The following is a 25,648-nucleotide window of genomic DNA, read 5'->3' as shown; positions in this document are numbered from 1 at the left end:
TTCAAAACAAAAATTTTCTTCACTTAAATTACGAAGTAGAAAATATTCATTGTGGAAGTAATAGAAATTCTTCGAGAAGCATCAAATAGAATTTATGAAAACGTAAAGGATCTTGCAGGAACTGAACATGCCGCGGGAGACTTTGGCAGAGGAGCAGGAGGAGATATTTCAAGAAACATAGACATTGTTGCTGAAAAAACAGTTTTAGATTATCTTAAAGAAATTAATTTTGAGTGTATTGTTTTAGGTGAAGAATGTGGACGTGTTGAATTATCAGATAATTCTAAAGGATACGTGATAATGGATGCAATTGACGGTTCTGCTAATGCTGTAAGAGGAGTTCCTTTTTTCTGTAGTTCCTTAGCATTTGCAACAGAAAATAAACTCAGTTCAATCACAGATGGAGTAATTACAAATCTAGTAAATGGGGAAATGTATTGGGCTTCAAAAAATAAAGGTTCATTTTTCAATGAACAACGAATTAAAGTACATGATAATGATCCAATCTACAAGATAGTAGGAATCAACATTTCAGGTGCAACAGAGGATTTGGTTAGACGATTTCTTCCAATTTTTGAAAAACACAATCATCTTAGACATTTTGGAGCAAATGCTCTAGAAATGGCATTTTTTGCAAGAGGGTTAGTGGATATTTTTATTGACTTGAGGGACAAAATTAGAATTCAAGATATTGCAGCAGGTTATCTAATTGTCAAAGAAGCTGGGGGATTATTATTAGATGCAGATTTGAATCCGCTTGATTCAGATCTTAGTTATGAAACAAGAGTTTCTTTCATTGCTGCAGCAAACAAGAAAATTCTCGATGAGATAATGTCACAAATCGATCAATAATTGATTTTGTCATTAATTGAATTATAGTGATTAATTTCACAGATAATTTGATACATTAGAATAATAATGGAATTTTTCAATCAAATCATAACAGAAATATATTTATCCAAAGTCACAAAAAAACATCTTGTATGGTAACTGAGATGAAAGCAAAGGTAGTCTATAGAGAGTTACTAAAAGAAGATCTTGTAATTATTCGATTGGTGCCAGAAAACGGCATGCCTCAATACAAGACAGGGCAATTTTTAACAATAGGTCTTCCTATTCCATCAGAAAAAAAAGTGGTTAGAAGAGCATACTCAATTGCATCTCATCCAGAAAATAGAGATTATTTTGAATTTGTTATTAGATGGGTTAGAAAACCACTTCCAGGTAGAGTAACTACTGAATTATTTTATCTAAGCGTTGGTGACGAAGTATCTCTTGGAGATCCAACAGGAGCTGCATTGCAGATTAGTGACAATTTACCTAACGGTCAGAAAGATAATAGAAGAATAATTTGCGTAGGAGGAGGCACAGGATTGGCACCATTTATTGCATTTGCAAAACATTTCCACGATACTAACGATAAACGTGAAGTGGTAATACTTCATGGTGCAAGCTATGTTGATGAATTAAGCTACAAACGTCTCTTAACTGATTTAGAATTAGAAAGTGAAAAAAGAGGAAGGGATCAATGGAATTTTAGATACGGAGCAGCTATTAGCAGACCAAAAGAATATTTCAATAGATCATGGAACGGTCATGTGGGAAGAGTTGAGTCATTTTTCAAATCGGATAAAAAAACAGGATTGTCACCAGTTGAAGAGATGGTAGGTGAAGAAATTACTCCAGAAAATACAATTATCTACATTTGTGGTTATCAAGGAACTATAGATGGTGTGCTTGAATATTTAGGGCCAAAGGGATTCGTAACTGAACATGAAAAAAAGCCGGATGGCAGTTTTGCTATAAAATACGAATCTTACGGATAGAATTTTTAAAAAAATATCAGATCAAGTTGAGTCTTCAATCTCAGTAACTTGATGTATCTAAATTAGCAATATACCTGTGGATTTTTATATTGATTATCTTTCACCAAAGCATGGCACAACTAAAATGCAGAGATTACGGTTTTGAGTGTGATTTTGTTGCAGATGGTGAAATGGAACAAGTAATTGAAGATTTTAGAACCCATACTGATGATGAACATGGAATAGATTATTCTAAAGAAGCCATAATGCAATTTCTCTTAAGAAAACAAGGTTTGTAGAAAATTAAACATCCAATCTTTTCATTCTAGCAGATAAAACAGGAAGTTCTTTTTCAATAATTTTCTCAACTGCAGGAATAATACCTGTTCGAGTTCTTACACTTTCTTCATAAATTTCTGCTATTTGATCTCTGAACAATAATTTGATTCCAGGAAGAGCGGTAATTCCTTCATCTACAGTTCTAGGTTCAGATAAATCTAAAACGAGTGTACCCTTTGTCTTTTCTTCCATTACTAGTCTAATTCTATCATACGTAATTAAGAAATAATCAGAGGTGGTTGCGACAAAAACAATATCATACTTGTCAAATCCTGTCAAAACATCATTAAAATCTACAGGAGTTCCACCAAGAATGGTTGTAAAACCAGTTGCACGTTCAAGAGTTCGACTAGTGACATCAAATGAGATACCTTTTTTATCTAAAGCTTTTACAAGTGTTGCTGCAGATTCACCAGTTCCAATTACTAAAACTTTTTTCTTAGAATCAAGGCCTGCTTTTTCATCCACAAGTTTTACTGCAACATCCCCAAGTGAGACAACATCTTTTGAAATTCCTGTTGTATCCCTCATTCTAGTAGATAATCTAATCACGCTCTCAAATAATTTATTTAGAATTGGACCAGATGTTCCTGCATTTTTTGCATTTGTTAATGATTGAACAACATCATCAAAAACATTTTGCCATCCAACAACTAAAGCATCTAATCCCGAGGCCAATCTTAAAAGATTGAGATAAACATCATCACCTTTGTAAACTTCTAGAGTTTGATCAAAATGATCAATATCAATTTGCTCTAGTGATGATAAAGATACCCAAGTATCTTTAATTTGATTTAACACGAGGGTTTTACCTTCGGGTCTTCTTGCATCGGGAGAATCATCAGATTCAACATTACTAACTGTAAAGATTTCCACTCTAGTTGCAGATTGAATAATTATACATTCTTCAACACCAGGGATTTTTTTAAATTCTTGACATGCTGTAATGACATCTTTAAAAGAAAATTTTGATAATGTGTGTATAGGAATATTTTTGAAAGTAACTCTCGCGTTCATTACATCAAAAGATATTTGACTCACAACATTCACCTATTATGCCTTTATTTTATCCCGTCCGCCTTTAGCTGTTCTGAAAACATTCATTCCAATATAGAAATTTTCATGCAAAGATTCTAAGTAAATAATTTCATTTTCAGCATCTCGGATTTCTTTTGGAGATGAGTCTGGATCATTTTTTAATTTTTCAAGTTTTAGTTTTGCTTCTTCTAAAAATAAATCAACACTACGTTCATAATTTGAAACTCCACCAAATTCTGGACTAAGAACATGTTCAGGAATATATGCAGGGGTTTGATCCTGTGGAATCTCTGCTTGTCTTGTTAGAGATTCTTGTTCATCTTGTGAAAGAATTGGTCTTGGGAATCTATCTTTTTTATCTAAGAAAAATTCAGGTTCACCCATTTCTCGTCTGAAGATTTCTTCACCTTGTCGCTTAAACGTAAAATCAGGTTTCTTTGCAGCATCTGCTTTAACCTCTGCAGCTATTGCTTTGTATTCTTCTTCTGCTGCAGCTTCTGCTTCTGCTTTGGCAGCTTTTGCTTTGGCAAGAGCATCTTTTACTGCAGCTTCTGCAGCTTCTGCAGCTTTTGCGGCAGCCTCAGCCTTTGCAATTGCATCCTCAGCTGCTTTTGCATCCTCAGCTGCTTTTGCATCAACTTTAGATTCTTCAACAGATGTTTTTTCAGAGGATGAATCTTCGGCAGATTTTGCATCTACTTCAGATTCTTTTTTCTCTTCAGACATCAAATTTTACTAAAATTGCCTGAATTTTAATATTCTTGTAGGTAATTCAATTATAATTCATTTTGCAACAGCAATCACAAAAATTCTGATTGATCGCTATGAATTATTTTGAGATTATGAAATTATAGGAATAATGGACCCTCGGCGGGATTGGTTAAATTAAATTAACACTCTCAAGTTTGATATACCAACTTATGCCTAAAAAGACCACTTTAATGAAATTAATAAGATAGGACTATTTTGAAAGAATTTATTTTCGGTTCAAATTGGCTCTCTACCCACATGACACGGGGAATAGTCAGGAACATAGATTTTGCACTATTTTGGGTGAAAAATTTTGCTTTAGGAAAAGGGCAGTTTATCCAGTAAACCAGAAGAAGAGATTACAGGTAGATAAGTACTTTCAATTTCCTGTAAATTTTCTCTAAGCCGATTACATGGTCAATACTGCCAAAAATAGAAAGCGCCATCATGCCAGTAAATTACATAGCAACTACTGAGAATATTAGCAAAACAATTATTATTTTTCTATGATTGGCAAAAAATCTATTTTCATTTTCTAATTATGACTCAGAGATGCCAAAATATCTGCATCAACATGTTTTACAGATAGAATTTTGTCCCAGCCTCTTTCAATTAGTTTCTGTTTTGTTTCAGCCGTCACAAATACATGACGGAGATTACCAGATCCACCAAATCAGGAATAATTCTTGCAATTATTGGAGTTGTGGTACTATTTCAGATATCATTTTAATGTAACTAAAGTCATCTTTAGACGCCAAGTCAAGTGCTTTTTGCATTTTATTTTGATATGAATCGATATTTTTTTGAAAATTATCGACTATCTCACATTCCTCAATCATTGGTATTTTTTTTAGATTCCGGTATTGCTCATATGTAACTTTGCATAAATAGTTCTCATTATCTTCCTTGAATTTATATCGAATTTTAAATAATGAAGTTTTACTCAAATCACTCTCAATCAAAAAACTATCCACTATGATCTGCTTTATTGAACGAATATCAAATGGCTTGTTGATGATAGATATGTTTAATGAATCAAAAATATTAGATTTAACATATTCAGAATATCCTGTCATTGCAATTATCTTTGTGTTTAGATCCATATCTCTGATTTCTTCAATTGCATAAAATCCATCATAACGTGGCATATTCAAATCTATAAAAGATATGTCTGGATGAAACATTTTGTACATAATTGCAGCATCATTACCGTCATTACCTGTGGCAACAACATCTACACCAACAATATTTAGTATCTCACAAAATACATTAACAATATTTTGATCATCATCTATAACCATGCATCTGACCATTGATCATACAGTTATAATTTACTACTATATTAAATTATAATTTACTTACTATATAAAGTCATAATTTAGTACTATATTGAGTTATAATATTCATAATAAATATGAAAAATGATGGAAAGCGCATATAGGCTAAGATTTCAAATTAGAGACATAATCTAGGTGTCAATGTAATTTTTCAGATCATCCTCTAGCTCCTTTAGTAGAATTTGCAGTATTGGTTTAACACCCCAAAATAGTCTACAATTTTGGAATGATTTAGTTTTTTCACATTCATTTTCCTGTCCACATATGCAATGTGATTCTGTTTTTCTGGTTTATCTTAACAAGTAATTTTGATTCTTGATGAATTGATTTCTTTAGCAAAATAATTTTTGCACACATACTGATAAAAAATTCAATATATTAAGATGATCATAATGTACGAATTTTGTGGCTCATTATGATAGAACAAAATGAACCATAAGTAAATTCATGCACAGTTCCAAAAAGTTCAACTGCATTATATTGAGTAAATGAAAAAACAATTCCTAACGCTAGAAGAATGATTCCACAAAGGATATTAGCAGTCTAGTTTTCATTTCACTCCTCCAAAATGAATTCTTTCATTAACATCAATAAAATCCCTTGATGTTTTTTGCCAATGGGTTTTACCATACATTCCTGTAAATTCACATGAGTTTCCCCTATCTGAGCTAACATTACTGATGTTTTTACAACTCTCTATGCAATCAGATTCAGAGCTTGCGCCAAAACTTGTGGTACTGCCCTTATGCTCAATACCGTCTTTTGTCATGATACCTGATGAAACAATAAAAAATCCAGACTCCCATTGTGGTACGATATAGCCGGATGGGAGTAAAATGGTAAGTATTGGTATTAGCAATAGTATAAGAATAATTAATCTACGATATCTTTTTTGTTTTGGTATGAATGATGGTTTTACATGAACAAATGCCATATACAAAAATATTCCTAGCATTGCAAATCTCAAAAAACTAAATCCAAAAGTTACCCACATCACAGCAGAGTTAGCAGGAAAAATAATTTGTAAAATTATATGAATTGGTATGAATCCAAAGTAGAAGCTAATTATTCCAAACAGTACATAGGTCAGTCTTTTCTTCCAATTTTCTTTATAGTCAATCATTTCTTTTTCTCTACTGCTTTTTAGGTGCTGTAGAGTTATCGGAGGATTACTAGTGAATTCTATACATGAACAACCTAAGAGGTAACAGTACCCTCAATTCAATATTTTATACAAAGTTATTAAAAACTAATAGTTATTTCAATAAATGTTAATAATATTTTAAAGGTTTATTAATAATATAATTGATGTTTAGGCGTGAATAAGCAAAGCAAGATGGCAATAATTGCAATTGCGGTAGTAATTCCATTAGTATCGCTTTTTGTTTGGTCAAGCGATCCGAATAACAATCTTCAAGAATCTTCAGTGGAGACAAAAGGAGAAAAAATCCAGATACTTGCATCATTTTATCCATTATACGAATTTACAAAGGAGGTTGGTAAAGACAAAGTTGATGTTTCTGTTTTGGTCTCACCAGGAGTGGAACCACATGATTGGGAACCAACTGTCAAAGACATACAAAAGATGCAAAACGCAGATCTTGTCATAATTAATGGTCTGGGTTTTGAGCAGTGGGTCAAAGATGTCAGTACAATAAATCAGCAAGTAAAAATGGTAGACACTAGTTTTGGAATTACTCCCATCAGAACAAACTCTGACTCAACAGATGAATCTGAACTGAATTTTGATCCTCACATATGGCTAAATCCACAGACCATAAAGATTCAGGTAATCAATATTGCCTCTGCACTAAAAGAGGCTGATCCAGAAAACAGTGAATACTATACTGATAACACCAAACAATATCTGGCAAAAATTGATTCTGCAGATAAAGAGATTAGAGAAGAACTAGCTCAATGCTCAAAGAAGGATTTCATTGCATTTCATGATGCGTTTAGTTATTTTGCAAAAGAATATTCGCTAAACCAGCACACTGTGGTAGATTCACTAGATCCATTTGGAGATCCAAGCCCACGAAATATAGAAAATGTGATAAATACAGCACGGGAGCTTGACATCAAGATTATTTTCACTGAAGAGTTTGTCAATCCAAAAATGTCCCAAGTGATAGCAGATGAATTGGGAGGACAGGTCTTAGTGTTGTCTCCATTGGAAATACAAGAAGAAGGTAAAACATTTCTGGATAGACTAAAGGAAAACAAAGAAAATTTGAAAAAGACATTATGTGATTGAGTTGTCGCATACGGATGTTAGTAATTTACAATACTAGATTTAATTGAATATATCACCAAGCAACTAATCGTTGTTGGTCTTAAGATTCAATTTTATTTTGTTCAAAATTAAATTATTAAAAAATATCTTTTATAGAGACAAATATAGTTCCTTTAAAGGGATTTGAAGAATCAGTTTAACACCCTATCAATAACCAAATCCATTGGGGTTTGAACATGGGATTACCATTCTGAATTTCTAAAAAAATTAACTTATATTTTTACACTAGATTAAAATAGTTAATCTGTATTTGAACCTAATAGTGTGAAAATTGGCTCAAGAATTCGTTGCACCAAAAGAAGTGAAAAGTTGTCCAGTTGATAATACATTTAGAATTATTGGTAAAAAATTCACAGTTCAAATTGTTCGAGATATGTATTTGAGAAAACAATCAAGATTCAACGAATTCTTATCATCTGTAGATGGAATAAATTCCAATACTCTTGCTGTCAGACTTAAAGAAATGGAAAAAGGAAAACTGATTACCAAAAAAATATTATCCAAAACTCCACTTAGAATAGAATATGCCTTAACTAACAAAGGATCTGATCTTATTCCAGTATTAGAACAGATGGCAGCTTTTTCATTAAAGCATGAACCTCAAATTTACTTTGATAAAAAAACTCGTAGCTTTCAAGAAGTTTGTGGACGAAATCCAGCCTCACTTTAACTTAACATAGTCTAATCTAGTTACTACTTTGTTACTATCTAATTTTAATACATAACATGTTATGAGTATGTAGATAAAAATGACAGAATTTATTGTGCTCTATAATGCACCAAAATCTGCACAAGATAAATGCAAAGACATGAGTCCTGATGAGATGTCAAAAATGATGGAAGCCTGGATGAAGTGGGCTGAAAATTGTGGTGAACATCTTGTTGACATGGGATCCATACTTGGCAATGGTAAGCATCTTGATACATCAGGTTCTACATCAAGTAGTTCTGAGGTTGGAGGATACTCCATTATGCAAGCAGATAATGTGGCAAAAGTAGAAGAACTACTCAAAGAAAATCCACATCTTAAAATGGGTGATGGATTTCATATTGAGATTCATGAAAAAATGCCTCTTCCAAAATGTTAAGGCAACTTCATATTTTTTTATTTTTTAATAATCCTCATTTTTTATATTCATCTATGTCTTATTTTACCCCAAAATAATTCTGAGTCTTTATCTATCATCATGAAATAGAATATACTATGGCCAAAAAATATCTGGATTCTCTCGTAGAATTAATGAGAAAAATTGATTCATCTAAATTCAAAAATATTGATCTAAAATGTAAGCATTTCTTTAGCGGTGCAGCTGTTTATGCAAATGGAAAAATTTGCATAACTCTAACTCCAGCTGGGTTTGCGATGAAATTGCCTGAAAAGTATAGAGATAAACTATTGAAAAATAAAGATGCCAAGCCTCTTCATTATTTTCCAGGATCTCCAGTTAAGAAAGAGTATGTAGTATTACCTAAAGATATTAAAAATAATTTGAGATCATTACGATATTGGGTTAAAATCAGTGTTGAATATGTGACCTCTCTTCCAATGTAGTTCAAACCTATTAGAATTTAAAATTATTTGATTATTTTTGTGAGAGATGAAATATTTGTAGAATTGTCTGCAAATGCTTGTGTTGTAATGCCTTTGAGAGAGATTCTGATCATTACGTTGTGATATTGCTCAATAATGGAGATATTTTCTTGCGATAATTTCTTTTTGATTAGAATCATAGTTCTTGAGATCCTCTTGTCATAGTCATAAATGCCAATATTCTTTGGATTTGAGGCTTTTTGGCTCAACAATCTCTATTTACAATGTAGGGATTTAAAGAGAATTGATGGCGCCCTCGGCGGGATTTGAACACGCGTCTCAGCCGTGACAGGGCCGAATTCTAGACCGGGCTATACTACAAGGGCACAAATTGTTTGAACAGAATTGCCAGATTAAAAGTTTCTGTCATAAGAAAAAATTTTGTAAAAGACTAAATTATACACGAAAAGCATTTTTGATGAGGGTCTATGGCGCAGCCAGGTAGCGCACCGGACTTTTAATCCGGTTGTCAAGGGTCCGAATCCCTTTAGACCCGCCTCATTTTTGACATTTATCTAGGATACTCATGTATTTGATTTTGTGGGAATCAAGATAAACAAAAACGACATCAAACATACTACAGATGATCCTATCACATTATTTAGATCCGGAATAAAATCACCGCAGACAAGAACAACTTACGAGAAGAGACTCAGAGAATTTGTTTGTTGAGTGCTGGAAGATTATTTAGACGGGGATAAACAACTACGAGAACAACAAAGAGTAGAACGTCTAAAGCAGGGAAACAAGAAGATGATCTCATCTATTCTGGAATGCAGATTTTGAAATTAGAGCAAACGAGCTTGTACAAAAGACAAGAGAAGACCCTGACAGTACAACTGGAATCTTGCTCGCATAGGTATCCAAACTAAAAGAGTGATGTGAAAAACCAAAAGATGATCCTGATTATTTGAATCTCAATAATATCCCCAACATGTTCAAGCCGATAAAAAAACTATTCAAGATGAACGGGGTACACTGGATGAGAGCGCATTGATGCATCAATGCCAACATCAGAAGTCAATTTAGATACAAGAGGATACACACATGAAGAGATAAGAGAGATTCTAAAGTTTACCAATCCGCTAGAGGCAACAGTCACCCTTGTTGCATCGTCTTCCGGAATTAGAAGGGGTGGATTTGATTTTACATGCTACCGATTCGTTGATTAGTTTTGCTTGCTTTTCACGGAATTTCATTTTAGATAACAGTTATGACCAATCAATATCTCTGGATGATTCTAATGGTTTACGTTTGCTCAAGACTTCAGGTTCATGAGAAAGATTCTCTCCTACTGAATCAACAGATTTAAGCTTCGATGAGAATTTTACCCCCGTCCTGTCTTCGATTTCGGTGAGAGCAACTTGGAATACTTTGAATTCATCTAGTTCGAGTGCCTCAAGTTCATCCAAGTTCTGAGTAAGAACAAATCCCTTTGCTTTTAGCTTACCATCTTCCACAAAAGCAATTACTTTCCAAAAATCAAGTGGGATTTTTATTCCCCTATATTCTCGATCAATATCCCGAAAAATTGGTCCGCCAAATACACTTACACGTAGATCTTCAACATCAGTATCCTCAAAAACTGCATTTTCAAGATTTCCCCATAATCCCCCACTACTAGAGCGGTTGAAATCATCCATTTGTGGAACTATATTTGTAAAATAAAATGAATCCTTATTCGCTTTTTTAGCTTCTTTAAGATTACCCCATACTAAATCTGCACGACGTGCGATGTGGCCTCTATCTAATTTGTTATCTACATAAAGTTGATTTCCAATTTGAAACTCATTTGGAATATTTGAATCCAATACAAATAATATTCCCTTTCGACTGACTTTTCTTATATTCATCCCATCAATGTTCCAAGCTACCCAAAATGCAAACTTTCTTGATTTGTTAAGGGCCAATGAAAAGTGTGTGTAATCAATTACTTCACTTCCATTTTCTTTGTACATTTTTTTCCTGTTTGAAGGAGTTAATTTGGGAAGAGGGATTTGAGTAGAGAGAAAATTTTCATCATATCCAGTACCACTTACACGTTGAGTATCAGAAGGGGGTTGCAAAGAAATTTCAAGTTTCTTAAAAATTGAATTTGGATAACAAGCTATTGCATATTCCATAGGATTCCCTTGTCCTTCTCCTGCAAAATGTAGGCCTGCCATAACATTGGTTAGTGAGCCTGAATTTGTCTTAAAAATCCAAACAGAACCAGAATCACCGCCCATGCTTACTTCTCCATTATCAGGAGTATAATCAGGGTCAAGACCTATCTCAAAACCACCAATATTTTGTTCTCCAACAGAACCACCATAATCAAGTTTTGATATTGTATCAACACGAGTTACTATTCCATGAGTCACACCAGTAGTTCTTCCACTTTTAATGACTTTGTCACCCAATTCTGGTTCTCCCAGTTTTTCAACAGTTGTCGGAATATCAATTATTTCACTGCTGAAATTACGATCTTCAATTGTTGCAATAGCACAATCACCTGCTAATCCTAAATGAGATCTGACAAGTTTCCCAAGTCGATTCAAATGAGTTCGATTATCATCAAAAGGTCCTGGTTGAACAATCTCATCCCCAATTTTTCCTTTAGACCCTTGAAGCACATGCCAATTTGTAAGAATGCATGGAGTTCCATCAAATTTATCATAGACAATACATCCAATTGTTCCAGCTGTTTCATTTACATTTGCTACACTAGCTCCAGAAAGTATTGGATCTAATCGTTTTTTTCTATCAGGTGTTATTGCTTCTTGTACAAGACGATAATCTGCTTTGAATTCTCTCTCAATTACATTTGTAGGTACATCGATGTTTCCAATTTTAATTGATTCAGGTAGTAAAGTAGTATTTAGACTTTCAAGCATATCCGTTGTAGCTTTTTTCTTAACGGTAAATTGAATTGCAATTTCCTTAGTTGGTTTCCCATCTTTAATCTGATAACCAATTCCAATTGAGGATACATTGCCATCTTTTAGATATTTACTGCCTTCAGTTCTGATAAAGGAACGTAATTTTTTCATCATGATTTTAGATTTATCTTTATTTTTTTTGTCAGTTTTTTTATAATTTGAACTACTGACCATAACTTACGAGAATAAGAAGTAATTAATAAAGTTAAAACATTTATTCGATCACATTTTAGACTACAAGCAATACTTGAGAATTATTATTGTTCTTATTCATTATAATTGTAAATAATTACGAGATAAAATTTTGATTTTTGATTTCTTTGATAAATGGAAGATTTCCAGCATCAATAGTATGCCCATCTTTTTTGTAGATGTATGTTGTTCCATCTTTCAAAATATAGACTGGTGTTGAAGAAAATGTTTTAAATTGGAATTGAATCTTGGTTGAAGATAGTATGAGTATCGATAATCACTTTTCTGATAATTGAAACAAAAAAATCTGTTAGCAATAAACTTGAGATTAAAACACAAAATAATAACTTACATAGGATATGAAATTTTATTATTAAAATAATATCAAAGAATAAATTGCTAAATAAAATAATCACTTAAAAAATGAGCAATTTTGCAACCAATCAAGAAATAAGAAATATCATCAATCAAGTCAGAATCATAGTATTAGGTCCAGGTAGACCAGAAGACCAATTGGGGTTTAGAAGAGAGATTTGTGCGAATTTACAAGATGATGGATACAATGCATTTGTCATGGAAGATGAGCCTGATTGGGAATATTATCAAACACATTTGTATAAATTTAAAAAATTACTACGTGACAATAACCCTATTCTTTGTGTTGCAATTTATTCAAAAAAAGGTTCTCCTTTAGGAGTCACCTTCGAGATTGGATATATTGCAAGAAACTATGAAAAGAATATCAAGAGTGTTCTAAAACTTTTGACAGAAAAAAATATCAAGAAAGGGAAAATCTTGACATCATACATACATGATGCACTTTATCAAACTGTTTCTCATGAAGATTATTCAACAAAAGAAGACATCATAGAGCAAATAAAAGGATGGACTAAAGCAAGAGCTTTTGAATTGAAAATGTTTAAGCAATTCTATAAATAAAATTTAGAGATTTATGTTCCTTTGTGCTTCTTATTTTTTAAATGATCATTGTATGTACTAGCTAAACTTAGTACTAGACTTCCAAGTTTAGTAAACGTATACAATAATGATTCGCCTTTACCATATAATTTAGAGATTAGTCCTTTTCTAGATAATTTCACCAAGAATTCATCAAATTGCTCTGTGTTCACGGACTCATTAAGACATTTTTGAATTTCCTCAAGTAATTCGCCATAAGTAAACGGTTTTTTTCGATCATGTAGATGTGCAAGAATACACGAGATGTGGGAATCTTGTGCCAATATTGCTTCATCTTCAATAAAGGGAGGAATCTTAACGCCTTGTAATTCCAAAGTCAATAAAAGTAGATCATAGTGGACAGTAATAAATTGATCAGGATCAAGGATTTGAACTAGGATCAATAAAAATTATGTATTTTATCGAAATTCTAAAAAATGATAAATTCAGTCACAGACTTGGCCGAAATCAGACCTAGAAGGCATACAAGTCCCTTTAGTCTTTTACGTGGATTTAGTTCTTTTTTTGTTTTCTAATTACTATGAATATAATTATCACAATTGCTATGACAATACCTGCAATGATAAACCATAGAGTGTTATCAGTTGTGGTAACTGGATGACTTGTAATGCAGTTGCTACCATCACATGCAATGATTGATGCACCTACTGCAGAACTATAATCAAATGGCGTACCTCCCAATTCATTTTGCTTGTTAGATATTTCATGTGTTCCACTGTTGGATACAAAAATTTTACCATCAGGAGTAACCAAAACATCTCTAGGCCCAACACCTACTTTATCAGGATGGTCTTCATATTCTATTTTTCCGTCAGATACTAAATCCAATGTGGTGGCATCCCATATTAACAAAGTACCTTCTTCTTGCTCTTCTCCAGGATTTGCCTTGTTATACATGTCGACACCGTAGATCTTATCACCTTGAGAATAAACTGCCCATGGTTCGTTATGAGTTGCACCTTCATCTTCAAATTGTAATTTTTGCGGAGGACCTACAGTACAGCCACCAAAACTATAATCTAAATTCCAACAATTCTTAAGATTGAAAACTGGAAAAAATGCAGGTTCGCCTGCGACGATTGGTTCGGCAAAAACAGTGAGTGGTGATTCTAGTTCGATAGAGTTTGGCATAGTAGTAATATCATAACTATCTCCACAGGGTGTAACAATTAGACCGTCATCTGTAATTACAGGATCCCATGGATTATAGCATTCTATTTGACTCAAATCAATCTCAAACATTTCCATAGTTACTCTATGAATTAGTACAAGTTTTTCTTGACCGTCATCTGTAATTACAAGCCATGTGTCATTGGGATGTGAATTAAGTCCCCATGGTCCACCATCAAGATTGCCTCCAATTGGAATGTCTGTTCTAGGAGGGTTTCCAGTAAAATTGTATATTGTTAATGTGCCATCATAATCTGTGCCGCCAATGTTACTTCCTCCCCAGTTTGCAACAAATAATTTACCGCTAACAAGAGATATTCCCCAAGGGAGATTTCCTACATCCAATGGAATGTAAGTTGAATCATACTCATCAGTAATAGGATCATATGTGATCTTTGATACTGTCCCATCAAAGTGATTTGTCACATAGATTTTGGTTCCATCATCACTAATTGCAATATCTCTAGGATCTGTCCCTACGGAAATTTTTGCCAACACTTGAAAAGTGTCAGGAGCTGCTGTTGCATTTATTACCCATACTTCATCTTGACCAGAATTTGCAACATACACTCGATCTGTATTGGCATCATAATCCATCAACCTAAAAGAGTCTGTTTGAGCATAAGCATCAACTGAATAGCTCACCGCAACAACAAATAACATGATAAATAATAAAGATAATTTTTGATACAAATCAGATAATCTAATTTTACTTAGTATATTAACATAATCATGGAATATGTATCTCACATATTATTCCATCAAAGTCATCATAAAATTTGCAACATCCATAATGATTATAAAAAAAAGAAAAATCCGTCATAAAATGGGTCTCAAACCAAACCCAGAAAAGTATATCAGCCCCTTCCGATCCGTAATCACAATTATTCAGATGTGTTCTACTTCATTTTTTAAATATTCACTCAGTTGTTCTATAGAGTTTAGAATTTTTCCGCCACTTTTTTTAATATCATATTCAACTTGTAGATTAATCTGAACCTGATTGTTTTCTCCTGTTTGTCGCAAATCGCCACGATAGCCAATTATCTTTTTTCCTAAACCATATGCCAAACCTATTTCTGCAGCTGTTCCACTATCAACATCTACACCATCCAATATTGCGATAACCATATCAGAACTGCGTAAATCAGATTCATTTCTATCTCCCAAAAACTCATTAAACTCGTTTAATTCATGATCCTGTTCGTTAGCATCTTTTTTCAGTATTTCTTGAATTTTTTTTTCATCTGAATCAAAGTTTCTCCATGGATTTATAATTCGAATTTTGTCATTTTGAATTTGAGGAATAAATTTTTCTTTTAGAAAGAATCTCCCTGCTTCAGAAAATCCCAACGGATTAGCCAAGAAAATTTTGATAGTTTGTTCTTGCTGATTCAATACTAATGAACATAGTTTTAGACTAGAATAAATGTCCACTTGCTAGTTTTTCCAAGGCACATATCATATTATTTATAAGAAAACTGTTTTAATGTAGGAATATCATATAATAACATCTCATGTGTGATGATACGAAAAACTATCTTTTAGAAGATTGGAAAATGACAATGACGAAAATTCATCATTTAGATGATATTATTTTAGATATCAGAACTAAGGGATTACCCATAGGTCCAATTATTCAGGTAATAGCAATTGTCACATCTGCAGGATTTATCCAAGATTCACCATCAATTCTTGGATCGAATATTCAATTTTTATCTTTGATCATGGTAATTGGTTCAATATACACGGTACCAATATTTCTTTTAGATAGGCTATATACCAATTTGCTAATAGATTCTGCAGAACATGCAAAAAAAGTTGAAGACAAAATAAAAATAATTTCGTTATCCAAATCCATTACAACCGATGGCAGATCTACAATACACAAAATAGCATCAACAGCAATATACATGATAATAATTGAGTTGGGATATTCAATTTTTATGATTGATCTATTAGATAAAGGAAATCAAATCACAGATATAGGATTTTTACTTGTTTTGTTATTGCCGATCATCATAATTGTTATTGTCGAAATGGTTCTAGAAATCAAAAAAACCAGAACCACAAGCAACAACTAGTGGATAAATATCTAGTTACAAATTGGGTCAAAATTGAACCAAGAAAGATACAGGTCCCTTAGATCCACTATTTTTCTTTTATTTATTTTATAATTTCATCTATTTGTTTTGTCAATGATTCAACAGAAGAACTAATTTTATTTTCTCTTTTAGTGACATCTATTCTATATTGATTAATTTTTTGAATCCTATCAGAAATCATTCTTTTTTGTTCATCATAGCCTGAAGAGCCAAATGATTTTCTGTCTTTGAGGGAAGAAACAACAGTAGTAGTAGAAATGATTTTAGATACAATTTTTGGATCGACTTTGGTATCAGATACAGATTTTTTTATTTGTTCCAGACTTAGTTTTGAAATAGGTTTTTTTGATTGATAAGCTAATTGCACTAAAACTCCTGAAATTTTATGAGTCACTCTAAAAGGAATTCCTTCCTGAACTAATTTTTCAGCAATATCAAGTGCAATGAGATTACTTGATTTAGTGACTTTTTTCATTTGTTTTTCATTTACTTTCAAAGTAAGAAGTATGGATTTTAAAATCAATAATGCACTGATTGAAATTTTCGATGTTTCCCAGATAGAAGATTTAATCTGTTGCAAATCACGTCCATAACCAGTTGCCAATCCTTTGATGGTTGTAAGGATTGCAGTAAGGTTTCCAATTATTTCAGATGTTTTACCACGTGTTAATTCTAAAATATCTGGATTTTTCTTTTGAGGCATTACACTTGAAGGAGATGTAAATTCATCGGCTAGTTCAATAAAAGAAAATTCAGACGTTGACCATATTACAAAATCTTCAGATATCTTACTTAGATTGGTCATCAAAATTGAAATCATGGCAACATATTCTGCAACAAAATCACGCGTACTTGTTGCGTCAATTGAATTTTCAACAACTCCATCAAAGCCTAACATTTTTGCAGTGCTTTGTCTGTCAATTGGAATACGTGTTCCACCAACAGGTCCAGCACCAAGTGGACTTTGATTTACTCTTTCAAATGTTCCATAGAGTCTCTGAAAGTCTCTGGACAATACATCTGCATAAGCTAAAAGGTAATGAGAAAACAAACCAGCTTGGGCTTGTTGAAGATGAGTGTAAAGTGGCATGATTGTTTTTTGATGATTTTTGGCTACGGAAACTAGGGCTTCAATAGTATCTAAAAGACAATTACAAATGATGTTAATATCATCTCTAATTTTCATTCTAATATCTAAAGCAACTTGATCGTTTCGAGACCTAGCAGTATGCATCTTTCCACCACTTGCCATGCCAACCTTTTTGATTACTAGTGATTCAATTAGTTCATGAATGTCTTCTGCTCCAGAAGATGTATCAAATTTTTCATTTTTCAAAATATCTAATGTTGATAAGATCTTTTTTGCATCATTTTTTGTTATGATGCTATTTTGGTATAACATCAAAGTATGAGCTTGACTTCCAATGATGTCATAATATGCAATTTCAGAATCATCATTAATTGATGAAACATAATCTAAAGTGATATCACTCAAATCAGTACCAAGACGTGAACGATACATTATCTAAGGTTCTAGAATGGTTATATATAGCATCGACGCTTTTGCCGACATGAGTCAAGATATCAAACAGCTTAGAGTGAAAATCTTCGATGAGTTATCAAAGATTGTAGATCCAGAAATTAACACTTCAATTGTAGAATTAGAATTGATTGACGAAGTTGATATCAATAACAATAACGTCAAAGTTGATTTGCATCTCACCAGTCCATTCTGTCCTGCAGTATTTGGTTTTAAGATTTGTCAGGATGTTCATGATAATCTCTTGAAAGTAGATGGAGTTGATGATGTTAAAGTAAATGTATCAAATCACTTTATGGCAGAACAGATTAACAATCAAGTAAATAACAGTCCAAACCCAAAGAAGTCGGGTTAACCTCTAAAACCTAGCAAGTATCCTCTAAGTAACTGAATACCCATTGCTGGATCAACACCTTTTGGACATACTTGACTACAAGAGCCCGCAAAGTGACATCTCCAGATTCCATGAGATTCATCAATAATTTTCAGCCTGGAATCTTTTCCTTTATCTCTGCTATCAGCAACATATCGATATGCTTGAGCTAATGCTTGGGGTCCAACAAAAGAAGAATCAGTTGCCATGGTAGGACATGCGGAATTACACAGCCCACATTTGATACAATTTGCAAATTGTATGTATTGTTCTACTTCTTCAGGAGATTGCAAAAATTCTTTTTCGTCAGATTCTAGTTCAGCGTCATCTCGGATAAGATATGGTTTGATTTTGTGATGAGTGTCAAATAATCTTTCAAACTTTACTGCAAGATCTCTAATAATTGGAAAATTATTCATAGGTTCAACTGTAACAACATCGGATTTTAATTCACTAATTTTTGTAAAACATGCCAATCGAGGTTTTCCATTAATCATCATTCCACATGAACCACATGTGGCTTGTCTACATGAATAACGTACTGCTACTGAATGATCAAAATGTTTTTTGACCTCAAGAATTGCCTCCAAAACAGTTGTCCATCGTTCATACGGAATTGTAAATTCCATGAATTGACTTGAATCATCGTGTTCTGGATTGTATCTTGCAATTCGAAGTGTAATTGATTTTGATGAAGATACTGGTGTGGATGCTTGTTCATCTGCAATGTGAGACACTTGTGCCATCTCTATACCATCCCCATGTTAGTCATAATAATTGTTCTTGAACCATATGCTATTAAACCAAACATTGCTGCAAGACATCCATATGAAACAGCTTTTTCATAAACTCGTCCTTGTTTTAATTCTAACAAAATAACTCGCAATCCATTAAATCCATGAATAGAAAGTAGGATCAATATTAATTCCAACATTGCAGCATATGGAATGAATTTGTAATTTGCAAGAACGGATTCATACTCTAAAGACTCTGCGAATCCCATCGTAAGACGCATTAAGACATGGACTGCAACCAAAGCTACTGCTGCCAGAGCAGTTCCATAATGAATTTTCATAATTGTGCTTTCTTTCATTTTATTCACCAAACATTACCGCTAATCCATACATCATAGCAATTGCGGCAAGAACTATTGCAGAATAGATGCCTATTTTGTGTCTGTAGTTTTGTGATGCTGGATCATATGGGTAATCAGGTCTTGCAGGTTTTCCTACACCGACTCCTCCATGTCCTAACATAACTCTAATTCCGTTAACAGTATGAAATACACACATCGCAATTACAATTGCCAAGAAAAGATGCCCTTCAGTAGTTTGAGTTAATTCTAGAAATTCATCCCATCCTACTTGTCCTCTCAAAATGGTACTTGTTTCATAAATGTGAGCTACAAAATATGCTAAAAGTCCCAATCCACTTAATCGCATTAACCAATAAGCTACCCTTTCAATTCCGTAACGGCTTGGATTGGCCATTCCTTTGATTCCTTCTTTGTGTTCGTCTTGAGTCATCTAATATTTCCTCTCAACTGGCTGATATTTTGTAATTGTCACAGGATGTGTTTTCATAATTGGTTCATTTGGATCATAGTATGCAAGAGTATGATGTAAAAAGTTTGCATCATCACGTTTAGTATAATCAGTTCTTGCATGTGCTCCACGAGATTCTTTTCTATTAATTGCACCAAGCAAAACAATCTCGGCTACTCTAAACATAGAATCAAGTTCCATTACATTTGAAAAGTTAGTATTGTACTCTTTTGCTTTATCATCAACATGTTTCCAAGTTTGTGTTTTTAGTTCACGAATTTTTTTAAGGCCTGCAACAAGATCAGTTTCATTTCTATAGACATATGCTTTTTCATTCATGGTATCAGTGAGTTCCTGTCTAATTTCATATGGATTAACATCACCGTTTCCTCTAAAAATTCCATCATAGATTCTCTTTTCTTCTGCAGCAACTAAATGATGTGGCCAAGGATTTGATCCAGTATTATTCATCGCATATTCTGCAGCCAATTCACCAGTAATTTTTCCCCAAACAATGCATTCAGATGTAGAGTTTGCGCCTAATCTATTTGAGCCATGAACACTGTTACATGCAGCCTCTCCGGCAGCCCAAACTCCCTGAATTTCTGTTGCACCATCAATATCAGTATGAATGCCTCCCATCATATAATGACATACAGGTCTAATGTCAAGTAAATCTTTAGCAGGATCAACACCAGAAAACTTTATGGATATCTCTCTAATTCCTCCTAATTTTTCTTTAATTTTCTCATCACCAATATGTCTCAAATCAAGTTTCATACAATCAACACCTGTTTCATGTTTGAATCCACGTCCTTCTTGAATTTCTGTCATAATTGATCTTGATACAATATCACGAGGTGCCAATTCCATTTTACCGGCAGCGTAAATTTTCATAAATCGTTCGCCTTTGTTGTTTAAAAGATAACCACCTTCTCCCCTTGCACCTTCTGTAATCAAAATTCCAGACGGCATAATTCCTGTTGGATGAAATTGTACAAATTCCATATCTTTGAGTGCCATACCAGCACGCAATCCCATATCCAAACCATCAGGAGTTGAAGAAAGGGCATAAGTTGAGAAACTATACAATCGCCCAGCTCCACCAGTTGCAATGATGAGGGCTTTTCCTTTAATTGTGTAAAATGTTCCTGAAGATAATTCAATTGCAGTAACTCCCATGAATTTTTTTCCATCGTGTATAATTGATGTTACAAACCATTCATTGAGATACTCAATATTTTCAAATTTTTGACATGTATCATACAAAGTTTGCATTTCAAAGAAACCAACTTTATCAGATGCATACGTTGCTCTGGGAAAACTATAGCCACCAAAGTTTCGTTGATCAATTCTTCCATCGGGTCTTCTAGACCAGGGCATTCCCCAATGATCTAATTGATGAACTTGCTGTGGCATTTCAACACAAAGTCTTTCAGCAACATCTTGATCTGCAAGAAAATCACTTCCTTTAACAGTATCATAAACATGTGATTCAATAGTATCGCCTTCATCCTCAAAAAGAACTGCTGCGGTTCCTCCTTCTGCAGAGACAGAATGAGAACGCATTACTTGCACTTTTGAAACAACGCCAATTTTGAGATGAGGTCCCTTTTTGGCCGCAGATATGGCAGCTCTCAATCCTGCAAGGCCAGAACCACAAATAATCAAATCAAATTCTAAGGAATCAACCATTTTTAGACAGACTTTCTTGATCTGGGTTAAATATGTAGTAATTGTCAGGCACAACACAAAAAATTAAAATATATCACTAGTGATATCACTAGTGATGATTTCTGAATGGTTTCAAAGAGTAGGAAGTTCAATCCCAAGAGGATTTTCCAGATATTTCATTTTAGAACTATTGAAAAAGAAAGAGCGTACTGGTAAGGAGATCATAGATTATGCAGTAGAACAAAGTAATGGGATTTGGAAACCATCTCCAGGATTAGTCTATCCTCTACTTGGTAGATTACTAGATGAAGGACTGATTGAAGAAACAAAAGACGGCAGATACAAACTGACAAAAAAAGGAATAGACACTGCTGAAGATGTAGATAAGATCAACGACATTGTAAAAAAACAGTTAGAGGTTCTTTTCAGATTAGGGAATGTAGGAAGATTTGTTGCCTTAGATTTGTTAGAGAAGATCTCCACAATGGGATCTATTCTTAGTTCCAATTTAGCAAATATGACAGATGATGAAACTCAAAAGTATAGAAAATTCCTTCAAGATGAACTAAAGAAAATGAATGAAAAAAGTTCAAAGAAGAAAGGAAAAGAGATTAAAATTGAATGATGATTTTGAAAAGTAAAAATTAATCTACTTTTTAGAAAACATATGACATCACTTACTAGAGAACAAAAGTCTATAATTTTTGGTTCATGGTTAGGATGGTCACTTGATGGTTATGATTTAGTTTTGATGTTACTTGTAATTCCATTAATTAGCATATTATTTTTTCCTGCTGAAGATCCAACATTTTCTCTTTTAGCAACATTTGCAGCATATATCATTACACTAATCATGAGACCATTTGGAGGAGCTTTTTTTGGAAACTTTGGAGATAAACATGGAAGGAAAAAAGCAATGATCATTACAATCATGGGATTTTCTGGTGCCACATTTGCAACAGGATTACTACCAACTTGGCAAATGATTGGATTTATGGCACCAATTTTACTAATTGGATTACGATTAACACAGGGATTTTTTGCGGGAGGAGAATGGGGAAGTGGTGCAGTCATTACAATGGAAACAGTACCAAAAGAAAAGAGGGGAATTCTTTCTGGATTTTTACAAAGTGGTTTTAATTTTGGTTTTGTAATTGCATCAGTAGTATTTTTTGGAGCAGTTTCATTATTTCCAGAAGAGCAATTTGTTGAAATTGGATGGAGAATAATGTTCTTTACAGGAATCATTCCTGGACTTGTTGCATTATTTGTTCGATTTAGAATGAATGAATCACAAGTATGGCTTGCAAAACAAAAACAGAAGAAAACAGAAAGATCACCTCTAAAGAAATTACTTTCTAGTAAAGACGGAAGAAAGCGATTCATCTTTTCCTTGATTTTAATGACAGGACTCATGTATGCATATTATACATCAATTGGGTTTTACCCAACATTTCTTCAAAATTATGTAGAAATTGAAAAAACTGAAGTATCGTTGTTAATGATTGTTGGAACAACTACATCATTGTTTGGTCAAATTTTTACAGGTTATCTTAGCCAAAGAATCGGCAGGAGAAAAGCAATTGGGTATTTTGCCATGGCCGCAATTGCATTGGCAATTCCAACATTTTATGGATTGTATTATGCTGAATCAACATTTGAAAGAATTGCATATACTGTGGTTTTGATTGCTGTTGCAACTACAGGATTTGGTCCAATTCCGGCATTTTTGTCTGAGAGATTTCCAACAGAAGTTAGAAACAGCGCAAGTGGTTTTATCTATAACGGAGGACTAATTTTTGGATCTTGGGCGCCATTAATTGTAGTAACAATGATATCAAAAGGTGCAGAATTAATTCCAGTTTTACTTGGAATTAATGTAATAATTGGTTCAGTAATTATTTTAATTGGTGCAAAAATTAATCCAGAAACCAGAGATGTTGATATTTCAAAGTGACATTACTTTTAAAATCATAAATAATTCAGAAAATGAATAGATTCATGAAAAATTTACGTAATATGTTAAAATCGAATAAACCCATTGTTATTCCAGGAGTTTATGATGCAATTGGTGCAAAGATTGCAGAGAAGGTTGGATTTGATGCTATGTTCCAAACAGGTTATGGTACATCTGCAACTCTATTTGGAATGCCAGATTATGGATTTATTGGTGCAGCTGAAACAGTGGATAACGCAAGAAGAATTTGCAGAGCAGTTTCAGTTCCGGTAATTGTTGATTCAGATACAGGTTATGGAAATGCACTAAGTGTTTGGAAGCTAGTAAAAGAATTAGAGACTGCAGGAGCATCAGGAATGTTTCTAGAAGATCAAAGATGGCCTAAGAGATGCGGACATATGCAAGGAAAAGAAGTAGTAGCACAAGAGGAATACACAGAAAAATTGGGTGCTGCAATTGATGCTAGAGAAAGTAAAGACTTTTTCATTGTTGCCAGAACAGATGCAAGAGCAACAGAGGGATTGGATGCAGCAATTGAGCGAGGACTACAAAATAAAAAAACAGGAGCTGATGCTGTGTTTATTGAAGCACCAAGATCATTAAATGAAATGAGAAAAATTGGGAAGGCAATTAATGCACCTCTTGTTGCAAATATGATTGAGGGAGGAGCAACACCACTTAGTTCCGCTCAAGCATTAAACAAAATGGGATTTAAAATAATATTATATCCACTATCTGTACTATTTGCAAATACATTTGCTACAATGAATATTTTACAAGAGTTAAAGAAAACTGGAACCACTGCAAAATTTAAACAAAAGGTTGTCAATTTTGATCAGTTTAATGATCTAGTGGAGCTTCCAAAGTTTAGAAAGATGGAAAAGAAGTACGGATTTTCAAAGATAGAATAAAAGAAAAAATTTCAAGTAAAGCATACAGTTATGCTGTATTTCTCTTTACTTCAATTTCTATTGTTGAAACGTTTCTGGTTCTACCGTCTTGTGACTCTAGTGATTCTGAGCCAATTTTAATTTCTCCAATAGAGTAGCCTGCATTTTCTGTTTTTCTTGCAATGATTTGAGCTACATCTACAGCACGACCTATGCTTAGTCCTCTAGCTTTGATGTTGACGGCCGGTAAGTTTGCCAGTTGAATTAGCGTTGATGTGACATATGCCATCAATGGTTTCTTACCAATGAATATGGTGTCTCTGGCTTCGTTTGACATAGAAAACTTGCTATTTAAGGATAATTTAAAGCTAAAAGGGTTTTTTTGAATTTGTTGAAAAAATCTTGAAAAATTTTAACTAATATTAACCAGAAAAGAGGATTTCTTGCGAACTTGGAAAACATTTCAAAAGTTTTAGAATCAGGAAACAGTCAGGAGAAAATCAAAATTTTAGAAACGCTAGATAAAACAGACAATCCAATAATTTTAGAAAAAATAATTTCAAAGTTAGACGATGATGATATTCAAGTACGAGGAGAGGCGTTCAGCTCACTTGTATTAAATGAGAATGATATTTCTAATTTTTTAATTAAAAGTTTGAAATCTACTAGCAAAAATATCAGAGGTTTTGCATCCCTGGCATTAGCAAATAGAAATGAAACGGATGCAATCCCAGAAATAATCAAACTTGCTAAAGATGAGCACTCCATGGTTAGATCATGTGCGATAGGTGCATTAGGGCATCTTAAGGCAAAAGAGATAGAAGAAATTTTCTTAGAGTCTCTTTTAGATTCAAATTTAGAAGTGAGAAAAAGTGCTCTTCATGCAATTATTGTTCTAAAAATTTCAGTTCCCGAAGAGAAAAAAAATGAAATTAATAAACAGAAAGATTCAGAAATGGAAAAATTACTTTTGAAATTAAAATAGTGGACCGGAAGGGATTTGAACCCTTGATCCGATGCATGCCATGCACCTATCCTACCAGACTAGACGACCGGCCCAATAATCAGAAATCTGATTGAATAAGATTTTTCAAATTGGTTATTAACGTTTAGCGGTTTTGTTGAAATCTGCCTGTGAAATTAACACAATA

Annotated in this window: 30 protein-coding genes and 3 tRNA genes; 16 read left to right on the top strand and 17 right to left on the bottom strand. The window is 33.4% G+C overall.

Features of this window, described 5'->3' with window-relative positions; translation table 11 throughout:
• Positions 1-51: 51 nt before the first annotated feature.
• The 3 genes from C5F50_RS01810 to C5F50_RS01800 all read left to right on the top strand — a co-directional run bounded on the left by C5F50_RS01810 (position 52) and on the right by C5F50_RS01800 (position 2,104).
• The gene (locus tag C5F50_RS01810; RefSeq protein ID WP_179372012.1) at positions 52-852 is read left to right on the top strand and encodes an inositol monophosphatase family protein; all 801 of its coding nucleotides are present in this window, start codon (positions 52-54) and stop codon (positions 850-852) included.
• 131 nt (positions 853-983) lie between these two features.
• Complete coding sequence (locus C5F50_RS01805; RefSeq protein ID WP_179372011.1) at positions 984-1,826, top strand: FAD-binding oxidoreductase; 843 nt, start codon at positions 984-986, stop codon at positions 1,824-1,826.
• 110 nt (positions 1,827-1,936) lie between these two features.
• Complete coding sequence (locus C5F50_RS01800; protein WP_179372010.1) at positions 1,937-2,104, top strand: DUF1059 domain-containing protein; 168 nt, start codon at positions 1,937-1,939, stop codon at positions 2,102-2,104.
• A gap of 4 nt (positions 2,105-2,108) precedes the next feature.
• Here the strand turns inward: C5F50_RS01800 and C5F50_RS01795 are convergent, their stop codons facing one another.
• The 4 genes from C5F50_RS01795 to C5F50_RS01780 form a co-directional block, all read right to left on the bottom strand.
• On the bottom strand, positions 2,109-3,185 hold the full coding sequence (locus C5F50_RS01795; RefSeq protein ID WP_179372009.1) for a glutamyl-tRNA reductase: 1,077 nt from the start codon (positions 3,183-3,185) through the stop codon (positions 2,109-2,111).
• A 12-nt stretch (positions 3,186-3,197) separates the two neighbouring features.
• Positions 3,198-3,908, bottom strand: a complete 711-nt coding sequence (locus C5F50_RS01790) for a hypothetical protein (protein WP_179372008.1) — start codon at positions 3,906-3,908, stop codon at positions 3,198-3,200.
• 716 nt (positions 3,909-4,624) lie between these two features.
• Complete coding sequence (locus C5F50_RS01785) at positions 4,625-5,233, bottom strand: response regulator (RefSeq protein ID WP_246282105.1); 609 nt, start codon at positions 5,231-5,233, stop codon at positions 4,625-4,627.
• Positions 5,234-5,819: 586 nt separating this feature from the next.
• Positions 5,820-6,392, bottom strand: coding sequence for a hypothetical protein (locus C5F50_RS01780; RefSeq protein ID WP_179372006.1), 573 nt, complete (start codon positions 6,390-6,392; stop codon positions 5,820-5,822).
• Between the two features lie 195 nt (positions 6,393-6,587).
• Here C5F50_RS01780 and C5F50_RS01775 point away from each other — a divergent pair, with 195 nt between their 5' ends.
• The 4 genes from C5F50_RS01775 to C5F50_RS01760 all read left to right on the top strand — a co-directional run bounded on the left by C5F50_RS01775 (position 6,588) and on the right by C5F50_RS01760 (position 9,114).
• Positions 6,588-7,523, top strand: coding sequence for a metal ABC transporter substrate-binding protein (locus C5F50_RS01775; RefSeq protein WP_179372005.1), 936 nt, complete (start codon positions 6,588-6,590; stop codon positions 7,521-7,523).
• Positions 7,524-7,833: 310 nt separating this feature from the next.
• Positions 7,834-8,232 carry a winged helix-turn-helix transcriptional regulator gene (locus C5F50_RS01770; RefSeq protein WP_246282104.1) on the top strand — a complete coding sequence of 133 codons (399 nt, stop codon included), beginning with the start codon at positions 7,834-7,836 and terminating at the stop codon, positions 8,230-8,232.
• Positions 8,233-8,311: 79 nt separating this feature from the next.
• Positions 8,312-8,650 carry a YciI family protein gene (locus tag C5F50_RS01765; RefSeq protein WP_179372004.1) on the top strand — a complete coding sequence of 113 codons (339 nt, stop codon included), beginning with the start codon at positions 8,312-8,314 and terminating at the stop codon, positions 8,648-8,650.
• 116 nt (positions 8,651-8,766) lie between these two features.
• On the top strand, positions 8,767-9,114 hold the full coding sequence (locus tag C5F50_RS01760) for a TfoX/Sxy family protein (protein ID WP_179372003.1): 348 nt from the start codon (positions 8,767-8,769) through the stop codon (positions 9,112-9,114).
• Positions 9,115-9,137: 23 nt separating this feature from the next.
• On the opposite strand, the gene C5F50_RS01755 is transcribed toward C5F50_RS01760, so the two are convergent.
• A complete protein-coding gene (locus C5F50_RS01755) occupies positions 9,138-9,362 on the bottom strand; it encodes a hypothetical protein (RefSeq protein WP_179372002.1) in 225 nt (74 codons plus the stop codon).
• Positions 9,363-9,401: 39 nt separating this feature from the next.
• Positions 9,402-9,479 (bottom strand) — tRNA-Asp (locus C5F50_RS01750).
• A gap of 96 nt (positions 9,480-9,575) precedes the next feature.
• Between C5F50_RS01750 and C5F50_RS01745 the strand changes: the two genes are divergently transcribed.
• Both C5F50_RS01745 and C5F50_RS01740 read left to right on the top strand, forming a co-directional pair.
• A tRNA-Lys gene (locus tag C5F50_RS01745) sits at positions 9,576-9,649 on the top strand.
• Between the two features lie 508 nt (positions 9,650-10,157).
• Positions 10,158-10,325, top strand: coding sequence for a hypothetical protein (locus tag C5F50_RS01740; RefSeq protein WP_179372001.1), 168 nt, complete (start codon positions 10,158-10,160; stop codon positions 10,323-10,325).
• 39 nt (positions 10,326-10,364) lie between these two features.
• Here C5F50_RS01740 and C5F50_RS01735 read toward each other — a convergent pair whose 3' ends face one another.
• Positions 10,365-12,248: a DNA/RNA non-specific endonuclease gene (locus C5F50_RS01735; protein ID WP_179372000.1), complete on the bottom strand. Its 1,884-nt coding sequence runs from the start codon at positions 12,246-12,248 to the stop codon at positions 10,365-10,367.
• A gap of 441 nt (positions 12,249-12,689) precedes the next feature.
• Between C5F50_RS01735 and C5F50_RS01730 the strand changes: the two genes are divergently transcribed.
• A complete protein-coding gene (locus tag C5F50_RS01730) occupies positions 12,690-13,205 on the top strand; it encodes a hypothetical protein (protein WP_179371999.1) in 516 nt (171 codons plus the stop codon).
• Between the two features lie 11 nt (positions 13,206-13,216).
• Here the strand turns inward: C5F50_RS01730 and C5F50_RS01725 are convergent, their stop codons facing one another.
• From C5F50_RS01725 to C5F50_RS01715, 3 genes are all read right to left on the bottom strand, one after another.
• Positions 13,217-13,627, bottom strand: a complete 411-nt coding sequence (locus C5F50_RS01725; RefSeq protein WP_179371998.1) for a hypothetical protein — start codon at positions 13,625-13,627, stop codon at positions 13,217-13,219.
• A 109-nt stretch (positions 13,628-13,736) separates the two neighbouring features.
• On the bottom strand, positions 13,737-15,059 hold the full coding sequence (locus C5F50_RS01720) for a beta-propeller fold lactonase family protein (protein ID WP_179371997.1): 1,323 nt from the start codon (positions 15,057-15,059) through the stop codon (positions 13,737-13,739).
• A 243-nt stretch (positions 15,060-15,302) separates the two neighbouring features.
• A complete protein-coding gene (locus C5F50_RS01715) occupies positions 15,303-15,812 on the bottom strand; it encodes a nucleoside 2-deoxyribosyltransferase (protein WP_179371996.1) in 510 nt (169 codons plus the stop codon).
• Between the two features lie 167 nt (positions 15,813-15,979).
• Between C5F50_RS01715 and C5F50_RS01710 the strand changes: the two genes are divergently transcribed.
• A complete protein-coding gene (locus tag C5F50_RS01710; protein WP_179371995.1) occupies positions 15,980-16,498 on the top strand; it encodes a hypothetical protein in 519 nt (172 codons plus the stop codon).
• A gap of 82 nt (positions 16,499-16,580) precedes the next feature.
• On the opposite strand, the gene argH is transcribed toward C5F50_RS01710, so the two are convergent.
• Positions 16,581-18,041, bottom strand: a complete 1,461-nt coding sequence (gene argH / locus C5F50_RS01705) for an argininosuccinate lyase (protein WP_179371994.1) — start codon at positions 18,039-18,041, stop codon at positions 16,581-16,583.
• A 49-nt stretch (positions 18,042-18,090) separates the two neighbouring features.
• Here argH and C5F50_RS01700 point away from each other — a divergent pair, with 49 nt between their 5' ends.
• Positions 18,091-18,414, top strand: a complete 324-nt coding sequence (locus C5F50_RS01700; protein ID WP_179371993.1) for a metal-sulfur cluster assembly factor — start codon at positions 18,091-18,093, stop codon at positions 18,412-18,414.
• Here the strand turns inward: C5F50_RS01700 and C5F50_RS01695 are convergent.
• Genes C5F50_RS01695 through C5F50_RS01680 form a run of 4 tightly spaced genes read right to left on the bottom strand, consistent with a single transcriptional unit; the run spans position 18,411 to position 21,671 of the window.
• A complete protein-coding gene (locus C5F50_RS01695) occupies positions 18,411-19,178 on the bottom strand; it encodes a succinate dehydrogenase/fumarate reductase iron-sulfur subunit (protein WP_179371992.1) in 768 nt (255 codons plus the stop codon). The two genes, C5F50_RS01700 and C5F50_RS01695, sit on opposite strands and share 4 nt — an antisense overlap.
• A 2-nt stretch (positions 19,179-19,180) precedes the next feature.
• A complete protein-coding gene (locus C5F50_RS01690; protein WP_179371991.1) occupies positions 19,181-19,525 on the bottom strand; it encodes a succinate dehydrogenase/fumarate reductase transmembrane subunit in 345 nt (114 codons plus the stop codon).
• 1 nt (position 19,526) lies between these two features.
• Positions 19,527-19,958 (bottom strand): succinate dehydrogenase/fumarate reductase transmembrane subunit, encoded by a 432-nt coding sequence (locus tag C5F50_RS01685; protein WP_179371990.1) that lies wholly within the window; start codon positions 19,956-19,958, stop codon positions 19,527-19,529.
• Positions 19,959-21,671 (bottom strand): succinate dehydrogenase/fumarate reductase flavoprotein subunit, encoded by a 1,713-nt coding sequence (locus C5F50_RS01680; RefSeq protein WP_179371989.1) that lies wholly within the window; start codon positions 21,669-21,671, stop codon positions 19,959-19,961.
• A gap of 94 nt (positions 21,672-21,765) precedes the next feature.
• Between C5F50_RS01680 and C5F50_RS01675 the strand changes: the two genes are divergently transcribed.
• From C5F50_RS01675 to C5F50_RS01665, 3 genes are all read left to right on the top strand, one after another.
• Complete coding sequence (locus C5F50_RS01675) at positions 21,766-22,275, top strand: PadR family transcriptional regulator (RefSeq protein WP_179372870.1); 510 nt, start codon at positions 21,766-21,768, stop codon at positions 22,273-22,275.
• 42 nt (positions 22,276-22,317) lie between these two features.
• A complete protein-coding gene (locus C5F50_RS01670) occupies positions 22,318-23,607 on the top strand; it encodes an MFS transporter (RefSeq protein WP_179371988.1) in 1,290 nt (429 codons plus the stop codon).
• A gap of 62 nt (positions 23,608-23,669) precedes the next feature.
• Positions 23,670-24,518 (top strand): isocitrate lyase/PEP mutase family protein, encoded by an 849-nt coding sequence (locus tag C5F50_RS01665; RefSeq protein WP_179372869.1) that lies wholly within the window; start codon positions 23,670-23,672, stop codon positions 24,516-24,518.
• A 28-nt stretch (positions 24,519-24,546) separates the two neighbouring features.
• Here C5F50_RS01665 and C5F50_RS01660 read toward each other — a convergent pair whose 3' ends face one another.
• On the bottom strand, positions 24,547-24,834 hold the full coding sequence (locus C5F50_RS01660; RefSeq protein WP_048117992.1) for an AlbA family DNA/RNA-binding protein: 288 nt from the start codon (positions 24,832-24,834) through the stop codon (positions 24,547-24,549).
• A gap of 114 nt (positions 24,835-24,948) precedes the next feature.
• Here C5F50_RS01660 and C5F50_RS01655 point away from each other — a divergent pair, with 114 nt between their 5' ends.
• Positions 24,949-25,482 carry a HEAT repeat domain-containing protein gene (locus tag C5F50_RS01655; protein ID WP_179371987.1) on the top strand — a complete coding sequence of 178 codons (534 nt, stop codon included), beginning with the start codon at positions 24,949-24,951 and terminating at the stop codon, positions 25,480-25,482.
• On the opposite strand, the gene C5F50_RS01650 is transcribed toward C5F50_RS01655, so the two are convergent.
• A tRNA-Ala gene (locus C5F50_RS01650) sits at positions 25,483-25,556 on the bottom strand.
• Positions 25,557-25,648 lie beyond the last annotated feature (92 nt).

The organism is Nitrosopumilus ureiphilus (assembly GCF_013407185.1).
GTDB lineage: Archaea > Thermoproteota > Nitrososphaeria > Nitrososphaerales > Nitrosopumilaceae > Nitrosopumilus > Nitrosopumilus ureiphilus.
The sequence above is the reverse complement of the archived record's forward strand: the minus strand, read 5'-3'. Positions and strand labels throughout refer to the sequence as shown.